This window comes from Hydrogenophaga sp. PBL-H3 (genome assembly GCF_010104355.1).
Lineage (GTDB): Bacteria > Pseudomonadota > Gammaproteobacteria > Burkholderiales > Burkholderiaceae_C > Hydrogenophaga.
This window is the reverse complement of sequence record NZ_CP044972.1, coordinates 377523-401946: the sequence shown is the minus strand read 5'-3', so window position 1 is coordinate 401946 and position 24424 is coordinate 377523. Positions and strand designations below refer to the sequence as shown.

Annotated in this window: 23 protein-coding genes; 9 read left to right on the top strand and 14 right to left on the bottom strand. The window is 64.7% G+C overall.

The annotated features are described in order from the left end of the window. The first annotated feature begins 126 nt into the window (after positions 1–126). The 6 genes from F9Z44_RS01910 (at position 127) to F9Z44_RS01885 (ending at position 5510) form a co-directional block, all read left to right on the top strand. On the top strand, positions 127–1632 hold the full coding sequence (locus F9Z44_RS01910) for an MFS transporter (RefSeq protein WP_159603091.1): 1506 nt from the start codon (positions 127–129) through the stop codon (positions 1630–1632). A gap of 4 nt (positions 1633–1636) precedes the next feature. Further along, on the top strand, positions 1637–2401 hold the full coding sequence (locus F9Z44_RS01905) for a class II glutamine amidotransferase (RefSeq protein WP_159603089.1): 765 nt from the start codon (positions 1637–1639) through the stop codon (positions 2399–2401). A gap of 100 nt (positions 2402–2501) precedes the next feature. Further along, positions 2502–3527 (top strand): ABC transporter substrate-binding protein, encoded by a 1026-nt coding sequence (locus F9Z44_RS01900; protein ID WP_159603087.1) that lies wholly within the window; start codon positions 2502–2504, stop codon positions 3525–3527. 1 nt (position 3528) lies between these two features. Further along, entirely contained in the window at positions 3529–4341 is an 813-nt protein-coding gene (locus F9Z44_RS01895) for an ABC transporter ATP-binding protein (RefSeq protein ID WP_159603085.1), read from the top strand. A 90-nt stretch (positions 4342–4431) separates the two neighbouring features. Further along, a complete protein-coding gene (locus tag F9Z44_RS01890) occupies positions 4432–5172 on the top strand; it encodes an ABC transporter permease (RefSeq protein ID WP_442907281.1) in 741 nt (246 codons plus the stop codon). A gap of 5 nt (positions 5173–5177) precedes the next feature. Beyond that, positions 5178–5510 carry an SMR family transporter gene (locus F9Z44_RS01885; RefSeq protein WP_159603081.1) on the top strand — a complete coding sequence of 111 codons (333 nt, stop codon included), beginning with the start codon at positions 5178–5180 and terminating at the stop codon, positions 5508–5510. A 65-nt stretch (positions 5511–5575) separates the two neighbouring features. Here F9Z44_RS01885 and F9Z44_RS01880 read toward each other — a convergent pair whose 3' ends face one another. From F9Z44_RS01880 to F9Z44_RS01870, 3 genes are all read right to left on the bottom strand, one after another. Beyond that, positions 5576–6565, bottom strand: a complete 990-nt coding sequence (locus F9Z44_RS01880) for a PDR/VanB family oxidoreductase (protein ID WP_159603079.1) — start codon at positions 6563–6565, stop codon at positions 5576–5578. A gap of 107 nt (positions 6566–6672) precedes the next feature. Then, a complete protein-coding gene (locus tag F9Z44_RS01875) occupies positions 6673–7638 on the bottom strand; it encodes a porin (RefSeq protein ID WP_159603077.1) in 966 nt (321 codons plus the stop codon). Between the two features lie 410 nt (positions 7639–8048). Next, positions 8049–8966 (bottom strand): LysR family transcriptional regulator, encoded by a 918-nt coding sequence (locus tag F9Z44_RS01870; RefSeq protein ID WP_159603075.1) that lies wholly within the window; start codon positions 8964–8966, stop codon positions 8049–8051. A gap of 170 nt (positions 8967–9136) precedes the next feature. On the opposite strand from F9Z44_RS01870, the gene F9Z44_RS01865 reads away from it, so the two are divergent. The 3 genes from F9Z44_RS01865 to F9Z44_RS01855 all read left to right on the top strand — a co-directional run bounded on the left by F9Z44_RS01865 (position 9137) and on the right by F9Z44_RS01855 (position 13101). Beyond that, positions 9137–10816 carry a peptide ABC transporter substrate-binding protein gene (locus tag F9Z44_RS01865; RefSeq protein WP_159603073.1) on the top strand — a complete coding sequence of 560 codons (1680 nt, stop codon included), beginning with the start codon at positions 9137–9139 and terminating at the stop codon, positions 10814–10816. An 87-nt stretch (positions 10817–10903) separates the two neighbouring features. After that, positions 10904–12301: an MFS transporter gene (locus F9Z44_RS01860; RefSeq protein ID WP_236574227.1), complete on the top strand. Its 1398-nt coding sequence runs from the start codon at positions 10904–10906 to the stop codon at positions 12299–12301. A gap of 50 nt (positions 12302–12351) precedes the next feature. Further along, positions 12352–13101, top strand: a complete 750-nt coding sequence (locus F9Z44_RS01855) for an ABC transporter substrate-binding protein (protein ID WP_159603071.1) — start codon at positions 12352–12354, stop codon at positions 13099–13101. A gap of 24 nt (positions 13102–13125) precedes the next feature. Here the strand turns inward: F9Z44_RS01855 and F9Z44_RS01850 are convergent, their stop codons facing one another. The 11 genes from F9Z44_RS01850 to F9Z44_RS01800 all read right to left on the bottom strand — a co-directional run bounded on the left by F9Z44_RS01850 (position 13126) and on the right by F9Z44_RS01800 (position 24367). Further along, positions 13126–14406, bottom strand: a complete 1281-nt coding sequence (locus tag F9Z44_RS01850; protein ID WP_159603069.1) for a gallate dioxygenase — start codon at positions 14404–14406, stop codon at positions 13126–13128. A 2-nt stretch (positions 14407–14408) separates the two neighbouring features. After that, positions 14409–15389, bottom strand: a complete 981-nt coding sequence (locus tag F9Z44_RS01845) for a D-2-hydroxyacid dehydrogenase family protein (protein WP_201449995.1) — start codon at positions 15387–15389, stop codon at positions 14409–14411. Then, entirely contained in the window at positions 15386–16183 is a 798-nt protein-coding gene (locus tag F9Z44_RS01840) for a hypothetical protein (protein ID WP_159603067.1), read from the bottom strand. The genes F9Z44_RS01845 and F9Z44_RS01840 overlap by 4 nt, the downstream gene beginning before the upstream one ends. A gap of 78 nt (positions 16184–16261) precedes the next feature. Beyond that, positions 16262–17194 (bottom strand): ABC transporter permease, encoded by a 933-nt coding sequence (locus tag F9Z44_RS01835; protein ID WP_159603065.1) that lies wholly within the window; start codon positions 17192–17194, stop codon positions 16262–16264. Then, complete coding sequence (locus tag F9Z44_RS01830; RefSeq protein ID WP_159603063.1) at positions 17191–18144, bottom strand: ABC transporter permease; 954 nt, start codon at positions 18142–18144, stop codon at positions 17191–17193. Before F9Z44_RS01830 ends, F9Z44_RS01835 begins: the two co-directional genes overlap by 4 nt. Positions 18145–18148: 4 nt before the next feature. After that, positions 18149–19090 (bottom strand): ABC transporter ATP-binding protein, encoded by a 942-nt coding sequence (locus F9Z44_RS01825; RefSeq protein ID WP_159603061.1) that lies wholly within the window; start codon positions 19088–19090, stop codon positions 18149–18151. Next, on the bottom strand, positions 19087–20082 hold the full coding sequence (locus F9Z44_RS01820) for an ABC transporter ATP-binding protein (RefSeq protein ID WP_159603059.1): 996 nt from the start codon (positions 20080–20082) through the stop codon (positions 19087–19089). Before F9Z44_RS01820 ends, F9Z44_RS01825 begins: the two co-directional genes overlap by 4 nt. A gap of 32 nt (positions 20083–20114) precedes the next feature. Beyond that, positions 20115–21494, bottom strand: a complete 1380-nt coding sequence (locus F9Z44_RS01815; RefSeq protein WP_159603057.1) for a CapA family protein — start codon at positions 21492–21494, stop codon at positions 20115–20117. A gap of 478 nt (positions 21495–21972) precedes the next feature. Then, entirely contained in the window at positions 21973–22242 is a 270-nt protein-coding gene (locus F9Z44_RS01810; RefSeq protein ID WP_159603055.1) for a VF530 family DNA-binding protein, read from the bottom strand. Next, positions 22239–23183 (bottom strand): glutathione synthase, encoded by a 945-nt coding sequence (gene gshB, locus F9Z44_RS01805; RefSeq protein ID WP_159603053.1) that lies wholly within the window; start codon positions 23181–23183, stop codon positions 22239–22241. The genes F9Z44_RS01810 and gshB overlap by 4 nt, the downstream gene beginning before the upstream one ends. Further along, complete coding sequence (locus tag F9Z44_RS01800) at positions 23180–24367, bottom strand: benzoate/H(+) symporter BenE family transporter (protein ID WP_159603051.1); 1188 nt, start codon at positions 24365–24367, stop codon at positions 23180–23182. The genes gshB and F9Z44_RS01800 overlap by 4 nt, the downstream gene beginning before the upstream one ends. Between the last annotated feature and the right edge of the window lie 57 nt (positions 24368–24424).

Sequence of the window (24424 nt, the reverse complement as noted above, 5' to 3'; positions counted from 1 at the left end):
ACGGGGCCTCGGGCAATATACCTGACCCCCTCGCGCAAACGGGGTCTCGGCAAGACCCCTGCGGCCCGGGCCAATCCCGCCGGGCAAAACGAATAAGCTCGTTCTCCAATCACGGCACATCCGCCCATGACACCCTCACCCGCTGACAACACCCTGCTCACCATGCGCGCGCGCTATGGCGAACGCTACCGCTGGCTGTTGCTGCTCTCGGTGATGGTGGGCACCATGGCCTCGATCATGTCGTCGACCATCATCAACGTGGCGATCCCCGACATGAGCCAGCACTTCGCACTTGGCCAGGAGCGCGCGCAGTGGGCCGCCTCGGGCTTCATGGCGGCCATGACGGTCTCCATGCTCACCACGCCCTGGCTGCTGGCGCGCTACGGCTACCGCAGCACCTATGCCGGCTGCATGTGGCTGCTGCTGGTGGGAGGCGTGGCCGGGGGGTTTGCCAACTCGTTCGGGCTCGTGCTGGCCGCGCGCGTGGCCGAAGGCCTGGCCGCTGGCGTGGTGCAGCCGATCCCGGCCATCATCATCTTGCGCGCCTTCGAGCCGCACGAGCAGGGCCGGGCCAGCGGCATCTTCGGCATGGGCGTGGTGCTCGCGCCCGCGATCGGTCCCAGCCTCGGTGGCGTGCTGGTCGACGGCTTCGGCTGGCGCTCGATCTTCTTCATGGTGGTGCCGTTCTGCCTCGCCTCGCTGTGGCTGGCGCGGCGCTTTGTGCCCACCACCTCGCCAGGTGGCGCCGCGGCCAATCCGCAGGGTGCCGGACTGGACTGGCGCGGGCTGCTGCTGGCCGCTGCGGGCACGCTGTGCCTGCTCAATGGTCTGGTGGAGCTGCAGGGTGGCACGGCCCTGAGCGCGACAGTTCTGCTGGGCGGTGCGGCGCTGCTGCTGGTGGCCTTTGTGGTGCTGCAGCGGCGCACATTGAAACGCCGCCAGCGCCACCCCGACCAGGGCGTGGACCCGCTCATGAACCTCTCGCTCTTCAAGGACCGGCGCTTCGCCATGGGCAGCATCGTGGCCTTCATCTACGGCATCGCGCTGTTCGGCTCCACCTACCTGCTGCCGGTCTACATGCAGCTGGGCCTGGGTCTGTCGCCGTCCTATGTGGGCACCATCTTGCTGCCGGCGGGTCTGGTGCTCGCTTTCACCATCGCCATGGTGGGCCGGATGGCCGACCGGCAGCCCACGCACCGGCTGGTGAGCATCGGCCTGGTGCTGCTGGCCGCGTCGTTCGCGCTCATGGTCACCATCGACCTGGGTCGCCCGGCGCAGATCATCCCGCTGCTCATCACCTGGGCCATCCTGGGTCGCGTCGGCCTGGGCTTCATCCTGCCCTCTCTCAACATCGGGGCGATGCGCTCGCTGGACCGCAGCCACATTCCGCAAGGCTCCAGCGTCATCAATTTCCTGCGTATGCTGGGCGGTGCGGCTGGCGTGAGCCTGTGCGGCATCGTGCTCGAATGGCGCGTGGCGGCGCACGGCGCACTGCTGGACACCGGCACCACCAGCCCGGCGCGCATGGCGGCGTTTGGCGAAACCTTTCTGATGCTGGCTGCGATTTGTGCACTGGCGGTGGTCGCCGCTTTGAAACTGCGCTCGGTGCCCGCTGCAACCGGATCAAAATAGCCCCATGTGCCAACTTCTCGGCCTCAACTGCGCCACCCCCACCGACGCCTCGTTCAGCTTCACCGGCTTCTGCCAGCGCGGCGGCAACACCGACCACCACGCCGACGGCTGGGGCATTGCATTTTTCGAGGGCAAAGGCCTGCGCCTGTTCGTGGACCACGCGAGCGCTGCGCAGTCGCCCATGGCGACCTTCCTGCAAAGCTATCCGCTCAAGAGCCGCAACATCATTGCCCATGTGCGCAAGGCCACCATCGGTGAAGTGGCGCTGGAGAATGCCCACCCCTTCGTGCGCGAGCTCTGGGGCCGCCAGTGGGTGTTCGCGCACAACGGCGATCTCAAGGAGTACTTCCCGCACCTGCACAGCCACTTCCGCCCGGTGGGCACCACCGACAGTGAACGCGCCTTCTGCTGGCTGATGCAGGAGCTGGCCAAGTCGCACGCTTCCCTGCCCAGCGTGGAAGAACTCACCCTCACGCTGCGCGAGCTGGTGCCCCAGGTGCGCCGCTTCGGCACCTTCAATTTCCTGCTCTCCAACGGCGAGGCGCTGTGGGCGCACTGCAGCACCAAACTGCACTGGCTGGTGCGCCAGCACCCGTTTGCCCCGGCCACGCTGATGGACCAGGACTGGACCGTGAACTTCGCCGATCTCAACCAGCCTGGCGACCGCGCAGCGGTGGTGGTGACCACGCCGCTGACCAGCAATGAAGAGTGGGCCGCCTTCGAGCCCAACGAACTCAAGGTGTTTGTGGACGGCCTGCCGGTGAAGTGATTTCCCGGGTGGCGCGGGGCATACCCTGCGACTACCATGTGCTCAGCTCGGGCGCCGCGCGCGACCCGGCACGCACCCCCTCAACGAAGGAGACAAACCCATGCAAAGACGACACCTCGTGGTCGGCGGCCTCGCCGTCGCGGCCCTGCCCCCGCTCGCGTTCGCCCAGGGCATCGAGAAGCCCAAGGTCACCATTGCCGTGGGCGGCAAGAACCTGCTGTACTACCTGCCGCTCACCATCGCCGAGCAGCTGGGCTACTTCAAGGCCGAGGGACTGGACGTGACCATCGCCGATTTCGCGGGTGGCTCGCGCGCGCTGGCCGCGGTGGTGGGTGGCAGCGCCGACGTGGTCTCGGGCGCTTTCGAGCACACGGTCAACATGCAGTTCAAGGGCCAGCCCATGCGCGCCTTCGTGCTGCAGGGCCTGGCGCCGCAGATCGTGCTGGGCTTCAACCCCAAGACCATGGCCGGCTACAAGACCATCACCGACCTCAAGGGCAAGAAGATCGGCGTGACCGCGCCGGGCAGCTCGACCAACGTGATGGTCAACTTCGTGCTGGCCAAGGCGGGCCTGAAGCCCAGCGATGTGAGCATCGTCGGCGTGGGTGCGGGCAGCGGCGCGGTGGCGGCCATGCGCGCGGGTCAGATCGATGCCATGAGCAACCTCGACCCGGTGGTCACGCTGCTGCAGCGCTCGGGCGACATGAAAGTCATTTCCGACACGCGCATCGTGGCCGAGTCCGAGAAGGTGTTCGGCGGTCCCATGCCCGCGGGCTGCCTGTACGCGCCCCAGCCTTTCCTGGACAAGAACCCCAACACCGCGCAGGCCCTGACCAACGCCATGGTGCGCGCGAACAAGTGGATCCAGGCCGCCGGCCCAGGGGACATCATCAAGGTGGTGCCCGAAGGCTTCCTGCTCGGCGACCGAGCGGTCTACATCGACGCCTTCATGGCCGCCAAGGGTGCGCTCTCGCCCGACGGCAGCTTCCCGGCCAAGGGCGCAGACACGGCATTTCGCGCGCTGGCCAGCGTGGACGCCGAACTGGCCAAGGCCAAGCTCGACCTGAACGCGGTCTACACCAACGCCTTCGTCCAGAAAGCGAACGCCAAGTACCCGAAAGGTTGATGTGACGAGTCCTGCGATCGACCTGCAGGGCGTGTCCTGCACCTTCATCAGCAAGGACGACCCCGGCCAGCGCTACACCGCCGTGCGCGATGTGACGCTGACCGTGGGCGCCGGCGAGTTCGTGAGCGTGGTGGGCCCCACCGGGTGCGGCAAGAGCACGCTGCTCAACGTCGCGGCCGGCCTGCTCTCGCCCAGCACCGGCACGGTGACTGTGTTCGGCGAGCCGCTGGCCGGCATCAACACGCGCGCGGGCTATATGTTTCAGACCGAGAGCCTGATGCCCTGGCGCACGGCGCTGGGCAACGTGATGGCGGGCCTGTCGTTTCGCGGCGTGGCCGACGCCGACGCCCGCACGCAAGCCGAGGACTGGCTGCGCCGCGTGGGCCTGGGCGGCTTTGGCGACCGCTACCCGCACCAGATGAGCGGCGGCATGCGCAAGCGCGCGAGCCTGGCGCAAACGCTGGTGCTCGATCCCGACATCATCCTGATGGACGAGCCGTTTTCCGCCCTCGACATCCAGACGCGCCAGCTGATGGAAAACGAGGTGCTGGACCTGTGGGCCGCGAAAAAGAAAGCGGTTCTTTTCATCACGCACGACCTCGATGAAGCGATTGCAATGAGCGACCGCGTGGTGGTGCTCAGCGCCGGCCCGGCCAGCCACCCGATCGGCGAGTTCAGCATCGACATCCCGCGTCCGCGCGACGTGGCCGAGATCAAGACCACCGCCCGCTTCGTCGAGCTGCACGCCGCCATCTGGGCCGTGATGCGCGAGGAAGTGCTCAAGGGCTACCAGCAACAACTCAAGGTGGCCTGAGCCATGTGGAACCTCATCAAACCGCAGCCGAAGACCTTGCGCCTGTGGCAGCTCGGTCTGCTGGTCGCACTCATCGTGTTCTGGTACGCCATGACCGCGCCCGGCCTGCTGCCGAACTTCATGTTCGAGAACGACCGCCAGGCCGCGTTCTTCTTCGGTGAGCCGCTGCGCGTGGCCGAGCGCATCTGGGCCTGGTTCGTCACCAATGCCGACATCTACCAGCACCTGGGCGTGACCCTCACAGAGACCGTGCTGGCGTTTGCCATCGGCGCGATCGGCGGTCTGGGCGGCGGCCTGTGGCTCGCGCTCTCGCCCATGGCCTCGGCCATCCTGGAGCCCTACATCAAGGCCATGAACTCGATGCCGCGCATCATCCTGGCGCCGATCTTCGCGGTGTGGTTTGGTCTGGGCATCGCGAGCAAGGTGGCGCTGGGTGTCACGCTGGTGTTCTTCATCGTGTTCTTCAACGTCTACCAGGGCGTGAAGGAAGTGAGCCCGGTCATCCTGGCCAACGCCCGCATGCTGGGCGCAAGCCAGAAACAGTTGCTGCGCCATGTGTACCTGCCCAGCGCCACCAGCTGGGTGTTCAGCTCGCTGCACACCAGCGTGGGCCTGGCCTTCGTGGGCGCGGTGGTGGGCGAGTACCTGGGCTCCAGCCAGGGTGTGGGATACCTGATCCTGCAGGCCGAGGGCAGCTTCGACATCAACACCGTGATGGCCGGCATCGTGGTGCTCACCGCGTTCGCGCTGGTGCTCGACGCCGCCGTGGGCCGGATCGAGAAGCGGCTCATGAAGTGGCAGCCGCGAACGGGCGAAACCGAGAAACTCTGAGCACCATGAACGCCTGGCTGATCCTCGGACTTGCCATCGTGGCCGAAGTGATCGGCACCACGGCCCTCAAGGCCAGCGAGAGCTTCACGCGGCTGTGGCCGTCGGTGGTGGTCGTGCTGGGTTACGGGCTGGCGTTCTACTGCCTCTCGGTGGTGCTCAAGAGCATGCCGGTGGGCATTGCTTACGCGGTCTGGTCGGGTCTGGGCATTGTGCTGATCACGGCGGCGGCCTGGCTGGCGTACGGCCAGCGCATTGACCTGCCCGGCCTGATCGGCATGGGCCTGATCATCGCCGGGGTGGTGGTGCTCAACGTGTTCTCGAAAACCAGCGCGCACTGAACGCGCACGTTGCGGGCCGACAGATGTTCGGCGGCGCCCGCCTGGGAACCAGGCTGGGCGGATTGCTAGAGATCAAGAACAAGATGATGGGATGCCGAGCCGGAGCAGCAAATCATCATGCTTTGGTTCTTCGCCTTTTCTTCCACAGACAAGACCAGATCCTTGTGGTCCGGGGTGCCCGACAGCACACGCACTTCGCACGCGCCACACACGCCCTCTCGGCAGGAATGCGCCACACAGATTCCGGCCGCCTCAACGACTTCCAGGATGGTTTCTCCCGGCAACACGATCAGGCACTTGCCAGACTTGGCCAGTTCGACGGTGAACGCCTTGTCACCGCCCTTGTCAGCAATGCCCTCGAAGTATTCGACGTGCACCCTCTCGGGCGGCAGGGCTGAGGTCGAAGCAACAAAGGCGTCGATCATTCGTTTGGGACCACAGCAGTAGAAATGCGCGGCAAGCGGCGCTCGATCCACGACCTGCTGGAAGTCCCACCTTTCTCGCGCTGGATCGTCGCCAAAACTCAAGACCATGGTGCCCCCATGCTCTTGAGCAAAGGACTCGATCTCATCGAGAAACGCAGCGTGGATCTTGCTGCGCGCAGCGTAGTACAGGATCCATCGCGCCGAGCGACCCTTCAAGCCCTGAATCATGGACCACAAGGGCGTGATGCCAATGCCGCCAGCAACGAACACCGAGAACGGAGCATCGTCGCAGAAGGAGAAGTGGTTGGTCGTTGTCGAGATCTCCAGCAACCGACCGGGAACGACCTCGTCAAAGAGGTATCTGGAGCCGCCCGAACCGTGCGGATCCAAAGCCACGGCAACTTGGTACGCGAGGGTCTCCCCCGGTCTTCCACACAATGAATAGGAGCGGGTGAGCGTCGGCGTCAGGTGCAGATCAATATGCGCCCCTGCTGTGGCAGCAGGAAACGTGTCGACCTCGCATGGCGTCAACTCGTAGGAGCGAATGCCTTTCGCAATCTCCAGCACACGGTGTACTGTCGCCTTGAATCGGGTGGGTGGCATCCCGCTTGACTTCATCGCTGCATCCATCTTTCGTTGATGACGCTCTCACCACCGTCACGAAATCGTTCGCACAAGCCGCGGGCAGGCCTGCGGCTTGTGAATGGCGAGGAGACGTTGGTTGTGTCAGGCCGCCATCAGAAGTTGTGCTGCATGCCGAAGCCGTAGCCCGTGGTCGCCTTGCCCGCGGCATCCACATTGGCGGCGGCATTGGCCCGACCCGCATTGACGTAGAACGTGGTGCGCTTGCTCATGTAGTACCGGTAGCCCACGCTCACGCGGCGGGCGTCATCGCCGACCCGGTCGCTGACACCGTACTGAGCGTAGGCCAGACCAGCGCCCAATGGAGCGTTGACGCCCAGCACCCATGCGTTGTCGAGCGTGGAGGCCAAGCCAGACTGGTCCCGGTAAGTGAAGAACGCCTTGGCAACGCCGAAGTCGTATGCCACCCCCAGCTGATTCACAGGCTCCCCCTTGGGCGTACCGATTTTGGGAGCGCGGTAGTTCACGAACGAAGCGCTCACCGGGCCAGCGTCGTAACGCAGTGCAATGCCGTAGCCATCGTTCTTGGCGGCGGCATCGGATTCGGATGGGACCCATTCGAGTTGCGCGCGAAGACCCCCGATGGCTGGTGAAAGGTACTGCACGGCATTGGCCTGGAACACGCCATAGTTCTGTGGGACGTTGAGAGCGGTGGAGGCTTCGTAGCCGGAGACGCCCTTGGTGCCATTGGCCGACAGCACATTGCTCCAAAGAATGTGTGAAGGTCGACCCGCGCGCACGGTGCCGAAGTCACCCGTGAGGCCGACGAACATGCCGTTGTTGCCCAATACGTTGGCGGCGGGCGTGGTGCCGTCATCGCTGTTGAAGGACGTGGAGACCTGGAACACGGCCTTGAGTCCACCGCCCAGGTCTTCGGAACCGCTCAGCGTCCAGTTGCTGGTGCCGCTGCGGCTGGGGGTCATCTTCAGCGCTTGACCCGAACTGGTTTTTTGCAGGCCGTTGTCGATGATGCCCGACAAGGTGACGGTGGATTGTGCAAAGGCTGCGCCCGTCGTCGCCACGGCTGCCAAGGCGCCAAGACTGACCAGTGTTTTTTTCATAGTGGGGGTGTCTCCTCAGGAATGGATTGAATGAACGAGCCTCCGGTGCCTGAGCGCTTGGCTCCGGGACCTTGCGGCGGGCGAATTATGTTGACGATGCACTCGCCAATAACCGTCCGGCAGGCTGTATCAGTTATTCAATCAACGACTATCACACCCCTCCGGACTGAATGAACTCGGGACTCCCGGGATTTCCGGGACATGCCGTGCACACAAAAATCGGGGGAAGACAGGTCACTCTGCGCGAAAGCGGGGCGTGCGCACCACTCGAACTTCAGCGCATGAAACCCGAGGAGCTCTGCGCGGGCCTCCGTCTGGAGGCTGTGGCGTCGCGTCAAGACGCCATCGCCGGCAAAGCACTCCCGCATCGAACACCCATGCGCGAACAGACGCTCAACCAAGGCAACCGTTCATGGTGTTCGGCGGTGCGCCGCCTCCAACAGCAGTTCGCGCCCGATCTCGCCAGTCAACGTCACCAGGCGGCCATTGGCCTGGGACAACGAACCGCGTGTTGAAACGGCCATGCAGATCTCGTTTTTCAGACCCGGCGAAGCGATGGGCAGGGGCACCACGTCCTGCTTGTGGGGAGAGAGGTTGCGCGACAGATTCGACAGCACCGCAAAGCCTTCGCCCTTGGCGACAAGCTCGATGATGGTTTCAATGTTGTCGATTTCCATCACGACTTTGGGCACCTTCTTGGCCCGTCGAAGCGCCTCTTCGAACGTGGCCCTGATCGCGTTGGGTCGGCTCGGTGCGATCAAGGGGAAATCGCACAGATCGGCCAGGGTGATGGGGCTCTTCTTCGCCAATGCCTTCGCGTTTTTCTGGGAGGCCATGAGGAACAACTCTTCGGTGATCAGCGGCGTCGTCTCCACGAGCGGGGTCGAGGGTGGCGTGTAGGTGATCGCCACATCGATGGCCCCTGTGCACAAGCTGTCGATCAGGAACGCGGATCGGCCTTGAATCACGGCGAGATCCGCGCTGGGTTCCATTTTTCTCAATCGGGAGAGCAGCTCCGTGGCGACGGTGGCGGCCAAGGTGTAAGGCAGTCCAATGGCGAAGCGCCCGGCCCCGGTCGCCCTGACATCCGCTTCGGCTTCTGCGAGTTGGTCCAGGATGCGGCGGGCATGTCGCTGAAGGCGCGTGCCGGCCTCCGTCGGCGAAACACCGCGCCCGTTTCTCACGAACAAGCGCCTGCCGAGGGCCTCTTCCAGGAGGCTGATCTGTTTGCTGAGAGACGGCTGTGTCACTCGCAACACCGTGGCGGCCCGGCTGAAGCTGCCAACCTGGGCAATGGTCGAGAAATACCGCAGCTGCTTGATGTCCATGTCTCGGATCCTATTATTCCTTTTAACTATAACTGATACAGCTTCATTCGAGGTACCTGCAGCCAGCCCGACAACATAATCGCCAGCGGGAGTGCAGTCACCCAAAGACCGCACAGACGAAAAAAACAAGCGCCCTGAGGCGCATTCACAAGAACCTTGCAGGAGACAAAATGCCATCGATTTTCAAGTCACGCCGCTGTGCCGCCATTGCTGCCGCGACCACCGTGTTCGCCGTGGTGCCCACCGCATTGCAGGCGCAGAACACGGGCCAGCTGGTCGTGGGCCAGTTGCAGTTCGTACCCAACACCCACCCGCTCATTCAGGTCAACAACACCAAGCTTTTCCTGATGGGATTCATCCAGCGACCCATCACCGCCTTCGATCCGTCGGGCCAGAGCGTGTGCATTCTCTGCACGGTCAAGCCCACCCTTGAAAGCGGCATGGCCAAGATCGTGGACTTGCCTGGGGGCAAGAAGGGCATGCAGGTCACGCTCAAGCTCAGGCCCGACGTCAAATGGGGCGATGGCACGCCGGTCAGTTCCAAAGACATCGCCTTCACATGGAAGATGGCCAACGACAGCAACGTGGGGTTCTCGAACTACAACGCCTGGACGCGCGCCACCAAGGTCGATGTTGTCGACGCCAAGACCGTGGTGATGCATCTTCCCAAGGTGGCTGTGGGGTACGACAGCTGGGACCACGTGCTGCCCGCGCACCTGGAAGGGCCGATCTACGAGAAGTTCAAGACGCCCGATGAATACGCCAAGCAGAGTCTGTACAACCGCGACTCCACCAACCCCGGCCTGTGGAACGGCGCCTACGTGGTGTCCTCCATGCAACTGGGTGCCCAGGTGACGCTGGTGGCCAACAAGCATTGGCCCGACCAGGTTCATATTCCCAAGGTCGTGCTCAGCTACAGAAGCAGCGCCACGGCACTGGTGCAGAACCTGCTCTCCGGCGACCTGGATGCGGTGCCGGTGAGCCCCGGCGGCATCAGCTTCACCCAGATGCTGACGCTGCGCAAGGAAAACGCCAGCCGCTTCAGCTTCCCCGTTGGCCCTGGCTACAACCTCGAGCGGGTGGCGTTCCAGCTCAAGAACCCGCTGCTGGCCGACGTGCGGGTGCGCAAGGCCATTGCCTTCGCCATCGACCGCGAGGCCATCAGCGCCCGTTTGTTCGAGAAGCTCCAACCCGTGGCCAACAGCATCGTCGTACCGACCAGCGTGAACCACAGCACCGACGTGCCGAAGTACACCCACGACCTGGCCCGTGCCCGCGCACTCATGGCCGAAGCGGGCTGGAAACCTGGTCCGGACGGCATCTGCGTCAACAGCACTGGCCAGAAGATGGCGTTCGACCTGGTCACCACGGCCGGCAACCAGACCCGCCTGCAAATCGCGCAGGTGATGCAGAACCAGCTCAAGGCCATCTGCATCAACCTGTCTGTCAAGCAGGCACCGATCGCCGTGTTCAATGGGGAAGAGATGCGCAAACGCCAGTTCAACGGCATGAGTCTGTCTTCGATCCAGTTCCCGCCATCGACCTCGCCGGCGCTGTTCCTGGGCACCGACAGCATTCCCACCGACCAGAACGAGTGGACCGGCAACAACTTCTCGGGCTACTCGAGTGTCGCCATGGACGCCGCCGTCATCGAAGCAGAAGCCGCGCTCCAACCCGCGGCCGCCAAAGCCGCCTGGGCCAAGATCCAACGCATCGCCGCCGACGAGCTGCCCATCCTGCCGATGTACTTCTACGCCACCGCGTGGGTGGCGCCCAACGACTTCTCCGGCATGGACGTCTCGCGCTTCGACCAGCCCACCAACTGGGCAGAGGAATGGCGGCGGAAATGAAGTCCGACCCCGCGTGAGCGACGTTTCGACGCAGGGCACGAGGTCAGCGCACGCACGCACGCGCGCGGCTGGTTTCGTGGGGGTGGTTTGAACTCGGCCCGCTGGCTCCCGCTGGTGGTGGCCTGGCCGATGTTCCTGCAGAACCTGGACTCGACCGTGCTGGCCACCGCGCTGCCATCGATGGCGCGCTCGCTGGACGTGCCCGTCCTGCATCTGAACCTGGCCATCACCGGCTACCTGCTCAGTCTTGCGTTGTTCCTGCCCGTGAGCGGCTGGCTCGCCGAACGCTTCGGCCCGAAGCGCCTCTTTTGCTTGGCCATCGGCATCTTCACCCTGGGCTCGATGTTGTGCGGACTCGCTCGCGACCTCCCTGAACTGGTGGCCTGCCGCCTGTTGCAAGGCATGGGCGGGGCAATGATGGTGCCGGTGGGACGCCTCATCCTGCTGCAAAACGTGAAGCCGCTGGAGATGATCCGCGCCATGGTGTGGTTCACGGTGCCGGGCACCGTCGCCCGCCTGGCCGGCCCGCTGGTGGGCGGCGTCATTGTCACGCTCGTGTCCTGGCGATGGATTTTCATCATCCAGCTTCCGCTGGGAATGCTGGGCGTCTTCCTGGCCTGGCGGATGCTCCCCGAGGATGCCAGCGGGCCGGACCGACACCCGCGTGTGCCCTTCGATGCCATGGGCTTCGCCATGCTGTCTTCGGGCCTCCTGGCGGTGATATCGGGACTCGAGCTGGGCGGCAAGGGCTTGCTGTCGCCCGCCGCCACGATGGCGGTCATCGCGCTGGGGTTGTGGGCGCTGTGGTCCTACCGCCGGCACAGCTCCCGGGCACCTCACCCCTTGATCGATCTGAGGGTCTTCGGGCACTTCACCTACCGCACCGCCATCGTGGGCGCCGTGCCCCTGCGAATCGCCATCGGCGCCGCGCCCTTCCTGCTGCCCTTGCTGATGCAGGTCGGCTTCGGTCTGTCACCTGTGCAATCGGGCCTGCTCACCTTTGCCGGGGCCATCGGATCGCTGTCCAGCCGAACGACGGTCTCGTGGATGCTGCACCGCTTCGGATTTCGCGCCATGCTCATCGCGGCCACGCTGGCGTCCAGCGTGTGCTACGTGGGCTACGGCCTGTTCACGGCCCGCACACCACAGGAAGTGATGTTCGGTGTGATGTTGCTGGGTGGGCTGTGCAACGCCACGGCCATGGTGGCGCTGAACAGCCTGGGGTACAGCGACATTCCGCGCGAACAGGCCAGCCACGCCACCACCGCGGCGACCATGGTGCACCAGTTGTCGATGACCTTCGGTGTGGTCGTCGGCTCCACCTTGCTGGCGCTCGCCAGTCGGTTGCGCGGCGGCCCCTCGGCGGCGTTGCAGGCCAGTGACTTTTCATTCGTCTTCTTCGCCATCGGCAGCCTCACCACGCTGTGCGTCCTGGGATTCCGGCGACTGAAGCATGAAGACGGTGCACAGATGCGGGGTGACTGATGACCTCGCCATGTGCACATCTCCCACCCACCCATGACACCCCTTCTTCCATGACTGCACCGACCCACATCCGGCAAGCGTTCGCACCCACAGGCCCTCTGCGGGCGTCCATCAACCTCGGCAATCCGATCCTGGCCAACAAGGGCCCCGCCACGGGACGACCGGTCGGTGTGTCCATCGACCTGGCCATGGGCCTTGCCCAGCGGCTGGGGGTCGAGCTTGAGCTGATCGTGTTCGATGCGGCGGGCAAATCGGTAGAAGCGGTCTCGAACGGCCAGGCCGATGTCGGCTTCTTCGCCATCGACCCTTTGCGCGGTGAAAGCATTGCGTTCACGGCGCCCTACGTGCTGATCGAGGGCTGCTACCTGGTTCGCGAAGACGCCCAACTTCAACACAACGACGAGGTGGATCGGTCGGGCACGCGCGTCGCCGTGGGCAAGGGCAGCGCCTACGACCTGTTTCTTTCACGCGAACTGAAGCACGCCGACGTGGTCCGGGCACCCACGTCGCCCGCCGTCGTCGACGAGTTCGTGCGCCAGGGTCTGGATGTGGCTGCTGGCGTGAAGCAGCAGCTGGAGCACGATCAGGCCCGCCACCCCGGCTTGCGGCTGTTGCCGGGCCGGTTCATGGTGATCCAGCAGGCTATGGGTCTGCCGAAAGGCCGCGGCCCGCAGGCGGCCCACTACCTACACCGTTTCGTCGAGGAGATGAAGTTGTCGGACTTCGTGGCCGCCTCGCTGTTCCAGCACGGCATCCAGGGTGCTTCGGTGGCGCCCGCCACCCGCGACACCGCCACCTGAGCCGAAGAAGACAAGGGGGCGCCGTCAGTCCCAGTCCTTCTTGCCCGCGGCGCTCGCCGCCACCGAATACAGGGCACCGGGCGCGTTGCGCGTCTTCATGAAGTCCTCCAGCGATTGGCCGCGCATGGCCGCGTAGATGTGCAGGTTGGAAATGCCCAGCACCGCGCCGAGTTTCTCCAGGCCGAAGAAGATGGCCCCGTGGTGAATCAGTCCGCGCCAATCCCGACGGCGCAGCAAGTCTTTCTCCTGATCGTCGAGGCCGGCGCGGGCGTAGCTGGCCTCCTCGTCCGCCAGAAACGACTGCCGGTGCCCGGGTCGCCGCATGTCGCGCAGGAATGCATTCAATCGGTAGGTCTTGACACTTCGCTCCAGATTGAAGGGGTAGGTGCCTTCGAGCCGCTCGACGCCGTCGAGCGGCTCCGCCATGCGCGCGCGATGCCGGGTCTGCTCCCCGGCAACGGCGGGCGACGCCAGGTTCTCATAGACGGCGGTGGCAATGCCCGTCATGGACGGCAGGTAATAACGCTGGTGGACTTTGCGGATCTGGGCCGACAAGGCCCCGCGCATGATCAGCCACATGATGACTTCGGCGCCCTCCATGCCACCCCGCTCGGCGTACTCGGCTTGCGTCATCTCGGTCAAGCGCACGGGGTCCTGTTCCAGCAGTTCGAGGAACCGCGCGTCCCATGCGGTGTTGTTGAAGCCAGCACGTTCACCATGCACCTGGTGCGACAGACCGCCGGTGGCGACGATGGCCACTTTCAAATCCTCCGGATAGCTCTCGATGGCCCGCCGCAATGCCTGCCCCAGCTTGTAGCAGCGCGCCGCCGAAGGCACGGGGGACTGGAGCACGCCCACCTGCAAGGGCACGATGCGGACCGGCCAGTCGGGCTCGTGCGCACAGAGCATGGACATGGGCGAGAAGCAGCCATGATCCAGGGCTTTGTGCTGGAAAAAGGACATGTCGAACTCGTCGGTCACCAGCGACTCGCCGATGTGGCGCGCCAGGTCCGCATGTCCCGACAAGGGCGGCAACGGGCGCGCACCTCCGCCTTCGTCGGCCACGGGATACTGTTCACCCACGCCCAGCGCAAACGCCGAGTAGTGGTCAAAAAAGAACGAGGTGACGTGATCGTTGTAGATCACGAACATCACATCGGGTTTCTTCGCTTCGATCCAATCCCGCACCGGAAGGAAGGCCTCGAAGATGGGGCCCCACACGGGGTCGTTCTTCTGGTTCTTGTCGTGAGCAAAGCCGATGGTGGGCGTGTGCGAGCAAGCGATCGCGCCAATGATGGTGGCCATGTTCAGGCCACCGGCATCCGGGCCGCGACCGCCGGGTTGACCACCCGGATGGGCTGACCATCGAGAAAGCACAGCACGGCTTGCACCGCGTCTTCGTAATACACGGTCAGCATCTCGCGGGTGAAGTAGCCCATGTGCGGGGAGAGCACGGTGTTGTCCATGCTCCGAAAGGGATGGTCGGCCGGCAGAGGCTCGACCTCGAACACATCCAGCCCGGCCACGCCGATGCGCCGATGGCGCAGCGCATCGATCAGCGCCACTTCGTTGACGATGGCCGCCCGCGCGGTGTTCACCAGCACCGCGTCCGGTTGCATCAGCGCGAGCTCGCGCGTACCGATCAGGTTTCGTGTGCGCTCGGCCAGCGGCAGGTGAACCGTCACCACATCGCTTTTCTGCAGAAGCTCGTCCAGCGACACGGCCTGCGCGCCGGCCACTGCGGCCCGCTCGGGCGTGAGGTTGGGGCTCCACGCCAGCACGTTCATCTCGAAGGCTTGGGCATACACGGCCATGCGGCCGCCGATTCGACCCAGGCCCAGGATGCCGAGCGTCTTGCCTCGCAGCGTGGTGCCCATCCGGGTCTGCCAACCGCCTCGGCGCATCACGGCATCGTCGTGGGCCATGTGGCGCAGGGCGGCGATCACCAGACCCCATGCCAGTTCCGACACACCACCGCCCCCACGGGTCACCTCCGAGTTTGAGACCACGACTCCGCGCTCAGTGGCCGCCGCCACGTCCACACAGTCGTAGCGCATCCCCGTGACGGCGATGTATTTGAGTTGTGGCAAACGCGCGAGCAACGACGCGGGGAATGCCGTTCGCTCTCGCAAGGTGCAGACGATGTCCACATCGGCCAGTTCAACCGCCAGCTCGTCGTCGCTGAGTTTCCGGTGCACGACGACCACCTCGCACCGGCGCTCGACCGCGCTCCAGTCCACGAGCCGGCGGGCCACATCGAGGTAGTCGTCCAGAATGGCCAGTTTCACGATCGTGTCGCCCCGCTCGAAGCCACCGGGGTGCCTGCGGCGGCCGAGGCAGCACGCACGGGAAACTGCAACACGAAAACATGCAGGCCGCTCGCGCCCGCCTGGGCGGTGAAAGCGGTCTCGTCAGGCGAGACAAACGCCAAGGACAGCTTGGGCATGGCGCCTTCTTGCGCATGCACCATGTGGCCTTCCATCACCAGCCAGAACTGCCCCCCACCAGAACCGGGCGCCGGACCCACCACCGACGCGTTCGGGGGCAGCTTGTACGACCAGGCGGCCATGCCGTCTGTGGTCGGCTCCATGAGCGCCGCCAAGGCAACACCGTCCAGAGCCGCCAGTTCGGCCAGGGTCGGCGGGCTTTCCATGAACGTGGCTTCGCGCCGCGCGACTCCCTGGGCACGCAGGCTGGCGCTGTGTTCGGGCAGCCACTGGGCGCCACCGTCGTACGCGTTGCGCAAGGTCATGTACGCCAGTCCGGCGTCGCCACCGACGATGGGGCCATAGCCGGAGTAAGGGCCGACAAAATGCCCCAGGCCCGGGGTGGCGTGGCGGGCGCCGATCCGGCCCTCGCCGGTGACGAACACCTGGAACTGGTCGGCCACGTGGAAATGCGGCCGCAGCGTGGTGTGTGGACCTTGCTCCACCAGGTAGGCGATCGGGAAGAGCGCCGCAGGATCAGGTTGGCCCGCGACCCGGTGCCGGTCTTCACCAATGAACTGCGTTCTTGAATTAGCGTTCGAATGCGGGCTGTAACGGTTGAGCAGTGCCTTCTCTGCGTGGGCCACCAATGCCATCAGGCTTCTCCTTGGGTCGGTTTCATTGCGTTGTCTCCTTCGCGTTTTTTAGGTTCAAGCGCGGGCAGGTGCCTGCGATCAATGGTCGGAGCGCGGATCGAAAGCCACACGCAGACCGTCGCCCAGAAAGTTGAACGCGATCACGGTCATGAAGATCAGCAACCCGGGGTAAACGGCGAGCATGGGCGCCGTGGTGGCGAGCTCCTGGGCGTTGTTGAGCATGTTGCCCCACGTGGGTGTGGGCGGCATCACGCCGACCCCCAGGAAACTGAGCGTCGACTCCAGCAGGATGACACGGCTCACCGTGAGGGTTGACGCCACGATGATGGGCGTCGCCACGTTGGGCAGCACGTGCGTGAGGATGTTGTAGAGACCGCTGCCTCCGCTGACGCGGGCCGACAGCACATAGTCCTGCCCGCGCACGGTGAGCGTTCCGGCCCTGACGACGCGCGCGATGGTGGTCCAGTCCACCAGCGAGATGATGATCACGATGCGCCAGAACGACACCATCGGGCTTTGCGCCAGGTCGTGCGGCACACCCAGCTTGCTCAGGTCGATGGCGGCCATCACCACCAGCAAGGGCACCAGGGGCAGCGCAATCATGCAGTCGGTCGCGCGCATGAGAAAGGCGTCGGTGCGGCCACCCACAAAACCCGCGAGCACGCCGATGGCCACACCGATCACGGCACCGAACAGTGTGGCCAGAACACCGACGGCGAGCGAGATCTGTCCGCCGTACATGAGACGCAACAGCACGTCACGGCCGATCTCGTCGGTACCGAGCACGTGTTTGGCGGTAGGCTCGCTGTAGCGCTCGAACAGGTCAGATGCGTTGGGGTCGATCCCCATGAGCGCACCGTACAGCGGCGCGCTGAAGCAGAACACCGTCAGCAGTAGCAGCACCACCAGCGCAATCGCCGCGGGTTTGTGGTGAATGAGCGCCTGCCAGCGGGTCGCCCAGATCGAACGCGGGGCGGCATGGCCCACGGGAGAGAGGGTGGTTGTGTTCATTTGAGTGAGATCCTCGGATCAAGCCAGCCGTAGGCCAGGTCCGCCACCAGGTTGGCAAACAAGGTGATGAGGGTGGCAAAAAGCACGCCGATCATGGCGACGTTGAAGTCCTTGTGCATGACGGCGTCGTAGATCGCCTTGCCCATGCCCTGCACGCCGAACATGGTCTCCACCACCAGCGCGCCCGACATGAGTGAGCCGAAACTCAGCGCCATGAGCGTGACCACCGGCACCAAGGCATTGCGCAAGGCGTGGCGGCTGATGACCGTCCATTTGCCCAGGCCCTTGGCTCGGGCGGTGCGGATGAAATCGGCGTTCAGAGTTTCGATCATCGAAGCACGCACATACCGTATGTACTGACCCATGCTGAAGAGCGTGAGCGTCAACACAGGCAGCACCAAATAGCGCAGCTCCTGCATGAACCCCATGCTCGGGTCCAGTGCCGTGGCGGTGGCCGGCACCCACTGCAGCTTGACGGCGAACACCATGAGAAAGATGAGCGCGACCCAGAAGGCCGGTGACGAAATGCAGGCAAAGGCCACGAAGCTGATCACGTTGTCGGCCCACCCTCCGGGTTTCATGGCGGCAATGCAGCCCAGCACGAGTGACGCGCTCACGCTGATGACGAAGGTCAGGATCATCAGCTTGGAGGTCTGCACCAACGCGGGCGTCAGCACATCGGAGACCGGCTTGAAGTGGGTGTTGGAGTAACCCATATCCCCCGCGGCCAGTCCGCTCAGCCAGCTCCAGTAGCGCGTGAGCACGGGCTGATCGACCCCGTGGAGCTTGCGCATTTGCGCCACGAGCTCAGGGGTGAGTGAAGGGTTGCCCTCCAGCATCAGGTCCACCGGGTCACCGGGTAGCAGCGAAATCATGTTGTACAGGGCGAACGACATGATCAGGGCCACAAGCAATGCCTGGGCGGTGCGACGTAGGCTATAGCTGCTCATGGCACTACTCCTTGAAGTGACAAGCGGCCCATTGACCAGACCGCCCGGGCAACGCTTCGAGCACGGGCTCCACGCTGCGACAGATATCGGTGGCCTTGGGGCAACGGGTGTGGAAGACGCAACCCGATGGCGGGTTGATGGGGCTGGGGATTTCTCCCTTCAAGGTCGACGCTCCGCGCACGCGGCGCGCACCGATGCGCGGAGCCGCATCGAGCAACGCCCTGGTGTAGGGATGGCTGGGCCTGGAGAACAGCTCGTCGCGACCGGCGATCTCGACCAGACGACCCAGGTACAGCACCGCCACGCGGTCGGCAATGTGATGCACCACCGCGAGGTCGTGGCTGACAAACAGCAAGGCCAGCTTGCGGCTGTCCTTGAGGTCCATGATCAGGTTGAGCACCTGGCTCTGGATCGAGACGTCCAGCGCCGAGAGGGGCTCGTCGGCCACGATCAGTTCCGGGTTGGAGATCAGGGCGCGTGCGATGGCGATGCGCTGACGCTGTCCGCCGGAGAACTCATGCGGATAACGGTCGGCGGCATCGGCAGGCAAACGGACTTGATCGATCATGGTCCGCACGCGTTCGCGCCGTTCCTGCGCCGTGCCCTCGCGCAGCAGGCGCAGGGGCTCGGCCACGATGTCGCCCACCAGCATGCGCGGGTCGAGCGCGGAAAAGGGGTCCTGGAAGACCATCTGGATCTTGCCCGTCGAGCGGATCTGCTCGCCACGGAAGTGCACCCGCCCTTGCGTGGGCTTTTCAAGCCCGGCCACGACACGACCGAGCGTGGTCTTGCCGCTTCCGCTCTCCCCCACCAGCGCCAGCGTTTCGTTCTCGCCGATCGTCAGGCTCACCTTCTCCACCGCGCGCAGGGTTTTCCCCGGCCGCAGCAAACCGGCGCCCACCTTGAAGTGAACGCACATCGAATCGATATCCAGCAAAACACTCATACGTCCACCTTGTGGCAAGCCACCCAGTGGCCCGCTCCGTGCAATTCCAGAGAGGGGGACACGGCGCGGCAGTGATCGTCGGCCAGCCTGCACCGTCCCGCGAATCGACACCCCTGGAAATCGACATCCAGTTTCGGCACCGCACCCGGAATCACCGGCAGGCGAGCCACGCGGCGCTGGGGATCGGGCAGCGTTTCGATCAGGCCGCGGGTATAGGGGTGCAAGGGCGCGTTGAATAGGTCGTCGGCCTGCGCCTTCTCCACCACCTTGCCGGCGTACATCACCACGATCTCGTCGGCGATCTCGGAGATCACCGCGAGGTTGTGGCTGATGAACTGGATGGCCATGCCCAGGCGCTCCTGCATCTCGACCATCAGGTCGAGCACCTGTGCCTGGATCGTCACGTCCAACGCCGTGGTGGGTTCGTCCGCCACCAGCACGGCGGGCCGGCACGCCAACGCAATGGCGATCATCGCGCGCTGGCGCATGCCACCAGAAAGCCGGTGCGGATAGTCCTTCGCTCGCAAGCCCGGCGAAGGAATGCCCACCGAGGCCAGCGCCTCCACCGCATGTTCATGCGCCTCGCGCCAACGCATGCGTCGGTGCCGGACCAACACTTCGGCAATCTGGCGACCGATGGTCATGACAGGGTTGAGCGCGCTCATCGGCTCCTGGAACACCATGGCGGCCCGGGCGCCCCGGCTGTCTTCCCAGACCCGCTCGGGAGCACCCACCATTTCCTGACCAGCCAACCGGATGGAGCCCGACACCAGGCCGTGGGCGGGCGTGAGGCCCATGACGGCCAGTGAGGTCATGGTCTTGCCACAACCGCTCTCACCCACCACGCCGAGTGTGCGGCCTGCAGCAATCGAAAAAGAGACCCCGGAGACCACCTCCACGCGGCGTCCCTGCTTCTCGAATGCCACCGTAAGATCGGTCACCTCCAGGGCGAGCGCCCCCGGGACCTCTTGCATCGCAAGCTTCTGTGACATGAAAGTCCTCCTGACTCAGGATTGTTTCAGTCTCAGAAGCGAATGACACCGACACCGTTCTCGATGGTCACTTCCGTGCCAAAGTTCTTCGACAGACGCTGGATGCGACCCAGCGCACGCTCGGCGGTCTCGCCCGTTGCGAGCAGCGGACGACCGTCGGTCAAGGCGTGATCCCCTTGCCCGGTCTGGCGCGTGATGGTGCCTTCACGGGCCGTGCGACCCATTTCCACGGGGTGCAAGGTCATGCTCACGAACTGGCCATCCTTCATCTCAAGGCCCATCAAGGCCGACGTCCACCACGCTTCGTTATGGGTGTCCAGGCCCGGATGCAACGGATGGTCGGCCGGGTTGAGCGTGGGCAGGCGATCCATGTCGTGGCCCCAGCTCTCGTAGCTGTCGTAGGGCACGCGACGGATGAATTCGGATTGGGCAAAGAAGTTGCCGGTGCCGTAGATGATGGGCTTGCCTTTGTAGATCTCGATGCCCAGCGTCCAGTGCCAGCCATGCGCCACGTAAATGTCCGCACCGGCATCGATGGCCGCGTGGGCAAACTCGCGCACGAACGTCGGTACTTTCTCGCGGCGTTTGCCGTCGGCGATGTTGTAGTGGTGCGCCACGATCACCAGGTCAGCCATTTTTTTGGCTTCATCGATCGAGCGAAGATTGCCGGCCAGATCGCGCGGATGGCAGCGGCTCTGAATCTCGAAGTGATCGCCCGCCGTGAAAACGTTGGAGCCGCGGGTGGACTGGTCGCCCGGCATCTGGAAGCTGAACTCGTTGTCCTTGAGGCCGGTGCCCATGGTCGAGCCGTCAGCCTGGCGCAGCACATCCAGTTCGCGTGCGATCGCCTTCATCTGTTCGGCCGCTTCTTTCGTCAGCACGTAGTTGAAGCTGGCGCGCAGCGGGTTGATGCCAGGACGGCCTTTGTAGCCTCCTTTGCCCAGACTGGCCCATTCATTGGGTTTGTTGCCAGAGGTGGTCGAGATCAGTGCCACGCGCCCATGGCGGGTTTCCAGGTAGGCAGGCTCCCGCGCTTCTTCCAGGTCCAGTCCCGTTCCGGCCGCCTCGACACCGGCTTCCTGCAGGTGTTTTTTGGTCGCCAACATGCCTGCCGGTCCAAAGTCCAGGCTGTGGTTGTGAGCCACCGACATGATGTCGATGCCGGCCCATTTGAGGTCGCGGGCCACGGCGGGATCCGCCATCATGAAACTGCCCAGCCAGTCACCACGGTTGGGGTACTCCAGCTCCCGGCTGTGGGCCAGATTCATCTCGAGGTGAGCGTAGGTCAGGTCCGCGCCGCGCAGCAGGTTGATCACACGCATCGACTCCTCGTCGTCATGCACCGAAAAAGGACGGGCCGCCATGCATTCGCCCGCCAGGGCAATATTCCAGGTCAGTTTGGGAGAGGCCATTTTTGTGCTCCGTTTCGCGCCCGTGCAACGGGCTGCGATTGTCTGTGTGTCAAGGTGCGTACGAGGAATCGTCACGCCGCGTTTTGTAGAAGTCATCCACCGCCGTCATCGGCACCAACTGCCAGCTTGACTCTGATTTCTTCAGTGCGCGATTATGTTGACCCACTCCACATCCCGGGCCTCTTCAAAGCTGTATCAGTTATAGCCCTGACGAATACCACAAGCTTTTCCACATAGACAAAGCTTCATTTAGATATTCTTATTGGAGGGCACCTGCCTCACCGTTTCGCGGGCCATCCAAGACCCGGAAAGACGCCCCCTGTGCGCGCGGGCGGGAGAGGTTCTCTGGTGGGTATCGCGTCAACGCCAAGGCCCAAAACCTTGCACTGCTCGCACCGCCTTCGGCATGCCCGTGCCGGCGTGCGCCGTGATGACGGGTTGAAGGGTCGCCACCCTTGGGAAATCTGGCCGGGTTCGCTCAGCCGCGGCCCGCGCGACGCTCTTCGCGCAGCATGAACAGGTACAGGCCTTCGACCTTCTCGCGCGCCCACGGCGTCTTGCGCAGGAAGCGCAGGCTCGAACCCACGCTGGGGTCGACATTGAAGCAGCGCACGGGAATGCGATCTCCAAGCTCTTCCCAGCCGTAGTGGTCCGCGAGCGCGGTGACGATCGCCTCCAGCGTCAAGCCGTGCAGCGGATTTCTGGGTTGCGCTGGCGCTGCGCCCGATGCGTCGTCTGTGTCGCTCATGCCATCGCCGCTTCCAGCGCATCCACAAACATCGCCGGCACATCGAACCCGGTCTGCTGGTGGATCTCCTGGAAGCAGGTCGGGCTGGTGACGTTGATCTCGGTCACCTTGTCGCCAATCATGTCGAGCCCCACCAGCAGCAGGCCACGCGCGGCCAATGTAGGCGCGATGGTCTCGGCGACAGCACGGTCGGTGTCGCTCAGGGGCTGGGCCACGCCTTTGCCACCGGCGGCCAGGTTGCCGCGGATCTCGCTGCCCTGCGGAATGCGCGCCAGCACGAAGGGCGCCACCTTTCCGCCGATCAGCAGCAGGCGCTTGTCGCCGTCCACGATGGCGGGCAGGTAGGCCTGCACCATCACGCTCACGGCGCCGCCCTGGTTGAGCGTCTCGGTGATGGAGCCCAGGTTCATGCCGTCGGGGCCGACGCGGAAGATGCCCATGCCGCCCATGCCGTCGAGCGGCTTGAGGATGATGTCCTTGTGTTCGGCGTGGAAGTGGCGAATGGCTTCGGGTGAGCGCGTGACCAGGGTGGGTGGTGCGAACTCGGCGAACTCCATGAGCGCGAGCTTCTCCGGGTGGTCGCGCAGCGCGCGTGGGCTGTTGAACACCTTCGCACCTTCGCGCTCGGCCTGCTCCAGCAAGTGTGTGGCGTAGAAAAACTCGCTGTCGAACGGCGGGTCCTTGCGCATGAGCACGGCGTCAAAGCTGTGCAGGGCTTCGCGGCCCTGGTGCAGCACGCGGTACCAGTCGTCGGTCGCGCCGGTCAGTTCGATGCGGCGCACCAGCGCGGTCACCGGATGTCCGGTCTGCCACTGCAGGTGCTGCGGCTCGCAGGCGGCCAGCGTGTGGCCGCGTTTCTGCAGCTCGCGCATCATGGCGAAGGTGGTGTCTTTGTAGGTCTTGAAGGTGACCAGCGGGTCGGCGACAAAGAGGATGTTCATGGCTTGCTTTTCGGACGAAGGCCGTACTGTTGCACAAACAGCGCGAGGGCGCCGGCCACCACACCCCAAAAGGCCGAGCCGATGCCGGCAATCACCACGCCGCTGAGCGTGACGAGAAACGTGATGAGTGCGGCTTCGCGGTGCGTGTCGTCCTTCAGGGCAGCATGCAGCCCACCGCCGATGCTCCCCAGCAGCGCGATGCCGGCAATGGCCAGCACCAGTTCGCGCGGGAAGGCGATCAAGAGGCCGGTGACGGCCGCGCCGAACAGACCGATCAGCACGTAGATGGCGCCGCAGGCCACGGCGGCGGTGTAGCGCTTGTCGCGGTCGGGGTGTGCCTCGGGGCCCATGCAGATGGCCGCGGTGATGGCGCTGAGGTTGAGCGCAAAAGCACCGAAAGGCGCCAGCAGCAGCGTGGCCACGCCGGTGAGCGTGATGATTCTCGAGATCGGCATGTTGTAGCCGGCGGCGCGGATGGCGGCCACGCCGGGCAGGTTCTGCGAGGCCATCGTGACCACGAACAGCGGCAGCGCCAGGCTGGTGAAGGCGGCCAGGGTGAACACCGGCACGGTGAACACGGGGCGGGCCAGCTCCAGCGTGAGCGAGCCGGCGTTGAACTGCCCGCGCAGCACGACACAGGCCACCGACACCAGCAACGTGATCACCACCGCGTAGCGCGGCGCCAACCGCCGGCCCAGCAGGTAGGCCAGCAGCATCAGCACCACGAGCACCAGCGCGGTTTGCGCAGCGGCAAAGGCCTGAAGACCGAAGCGCGCCAGCACACCCGCCAGCAGCGCCGAGGCCAGGGCCATCGGTATCTTGTTCATCACGCGTTCGAACCAGCCGGTGGCGCCCGCCAGCGTGATGAGCGCGCCGCACACCATGAAGGCCCCGATGGCCTCGGCCATGGAGAAACCGCCCGCCATACCGGCCGTGGCCAGCACCGCTGCGCCAGGCGTGCTCCACGCGACCATGACCGGCTGCTTGAGGACGAGCGACGGGATGGCCGAACACAGGCCCATGCCCAGGCCGAGCGCCCACATCCACGACGTGATTTGCGCCGGGGTGGCGCCAAAGGCCTGCGCCGCCTGAAACACGATGGCCACCGAGCTGGTGAAGCCCACCAGCACCGCGACGAAGCCGGCGGTGGCGGCGGATAGGTTGAGGTCTTTGAAGAACGGCATCGGGCGATTTTGCCCAGAAGACTCATGCGCCCGTTCGCCCTGAGGTCCGTTCATCCT

Coding starts and splice junctions, on each gene's coding strand:
- F9Z44_RS01910 (WP_159603091.1), top strand. CDS start 127: ATGACACCCTCACCCGCTGACAACACCCTGCTCACCATGCGCGCGCGC.
- F9Z44_RS01905 (WP_159603089.1), top strand. CDS start 1,637: ATGTGCCAACTTCTCGGCCTCAACTGCGCCACCCCCACCGACGCCTCG.
- F9Z44_RS01900 (WP_159603087.1), top strand. CDS start 2,502: ATGCAAAGACGACACCTCGTGGTCGGCGGCCTCGCCGTCGCGGCCCTG.
- F9Z44_RS01890 (WP_442907281.1), top strand. CDS start 4,432: ATGACCGCGCCCGGCCTGCTGCCGAACTTCATGTTCGAGAACGACCGC.
- F9Z44_RS01885 (WP_159603081.1), top strand. CDS start 5,178: ATGAACGCCTGGCTGATCCTCGGACTTGCCATCGTGGCCGAAGTGATC.
- F9Z44_RS01880 (WP_159603079.1), bottom strand. CDS start 6,565: ATGGATGCAGCGATGAAGTCAAGCGGGATGCCACCCACCCGATTCAAG.
- F9Z44_RS01875 (WP_159603077.1), bottom strand. CDS start 7,638: ATGAAAAAAACACTGGTCAGTCTTGGCGCCTTGGCAGCCGTGGCGACG.
- F9Z44_RS01870 (WP_159603075.1), bottom strand. CDS start 8,966: ATGGACATCAAGCAGCTGCGGTATTTCTCGACCATTGCCCAGGTTGGC.
- F9Z44_RS01865 (WP_159603073.1), top strand. CDS start 9,137: ATGCCATCGATTTTCAAGTCACGCCGCTGTGCCGCCATTGCTGCCGCG.
- F9Z44_RS01855 (WP_159603071.1), top strand. CDS start 12,352: ATGACTGCACCGACCCACATCCGGCAAGCGTTCGCACCCACAGGCCCT.
- F9Z44_RS01850 (WP_159603069.1), bottom strand. CDS start 14,406: ATGGCCACCATCATTGGCGCGATCGCTTGCTCGCACACGCCCACCATC.
- F9Z44_RS01840 (WP_159603067.1), bottom strand. CDS start 16,183: ATGGCATTGGTGGCCCACGCAGAGAAGGCACTGCTCAACCGTTACAGC.
- F9Z44_RS01835 (WP_159603065.1), bottom strand. CDS start 17,194: ATGAACACAACCACCCTCTCTCCCGTGGGCCATGCCGCCCCGCGTTCG.
- F9Z44_RS01830 (WP_159603063.1), bottom strand. CDS start 18,144: ATGAGCAGCTATAGCCTACGTCGCACCGCCCAGGCATTGCTTGTGGCC.
- F9Z44_RS01825 (WP_159603061.1), bottom strand. CDS start 19,090: ATGAGTGTTTTGCTGGATATCGATTCGATGTGCGTTCACTTCAAGGTG.
- F9Z44_RS01820 (WP_159603059.1), bottom strand. CDS start 20,082: ATGTCACAGAAGCTTGCGATGCAAGAGGTCCCGGGGGCGCTCGCCCTG.
- F9Z44_RS01815 (WP_159603057.1), bottom strand. CDS start 21,494: ATGGCCTCTCCCAAACTGACCTGGAATATTGCCCTGGCGGGCGAATGC.
- F9Z44_RS01810 (WP_159603055.1), bottom strand. CDS start 22,242: ATGAGCGACACAGACGACGCATCGGGCGCAGCGCCAGCGCAACCCAGA.
- gshB (WP_159603053.1), bottom strand. CDS start 23,183: ATGAACATCCTCTTTGTCGCCGACCCGCTGGTCACCTTCAAGACCTAC.
- F9Z44_RS01800 (WP_159603051.1), bottom strand. CDS start 24,367: ATGCCGTTCTTCAAAGACCTCAACCTATCCGCCGCCACCGCCGGCTTC.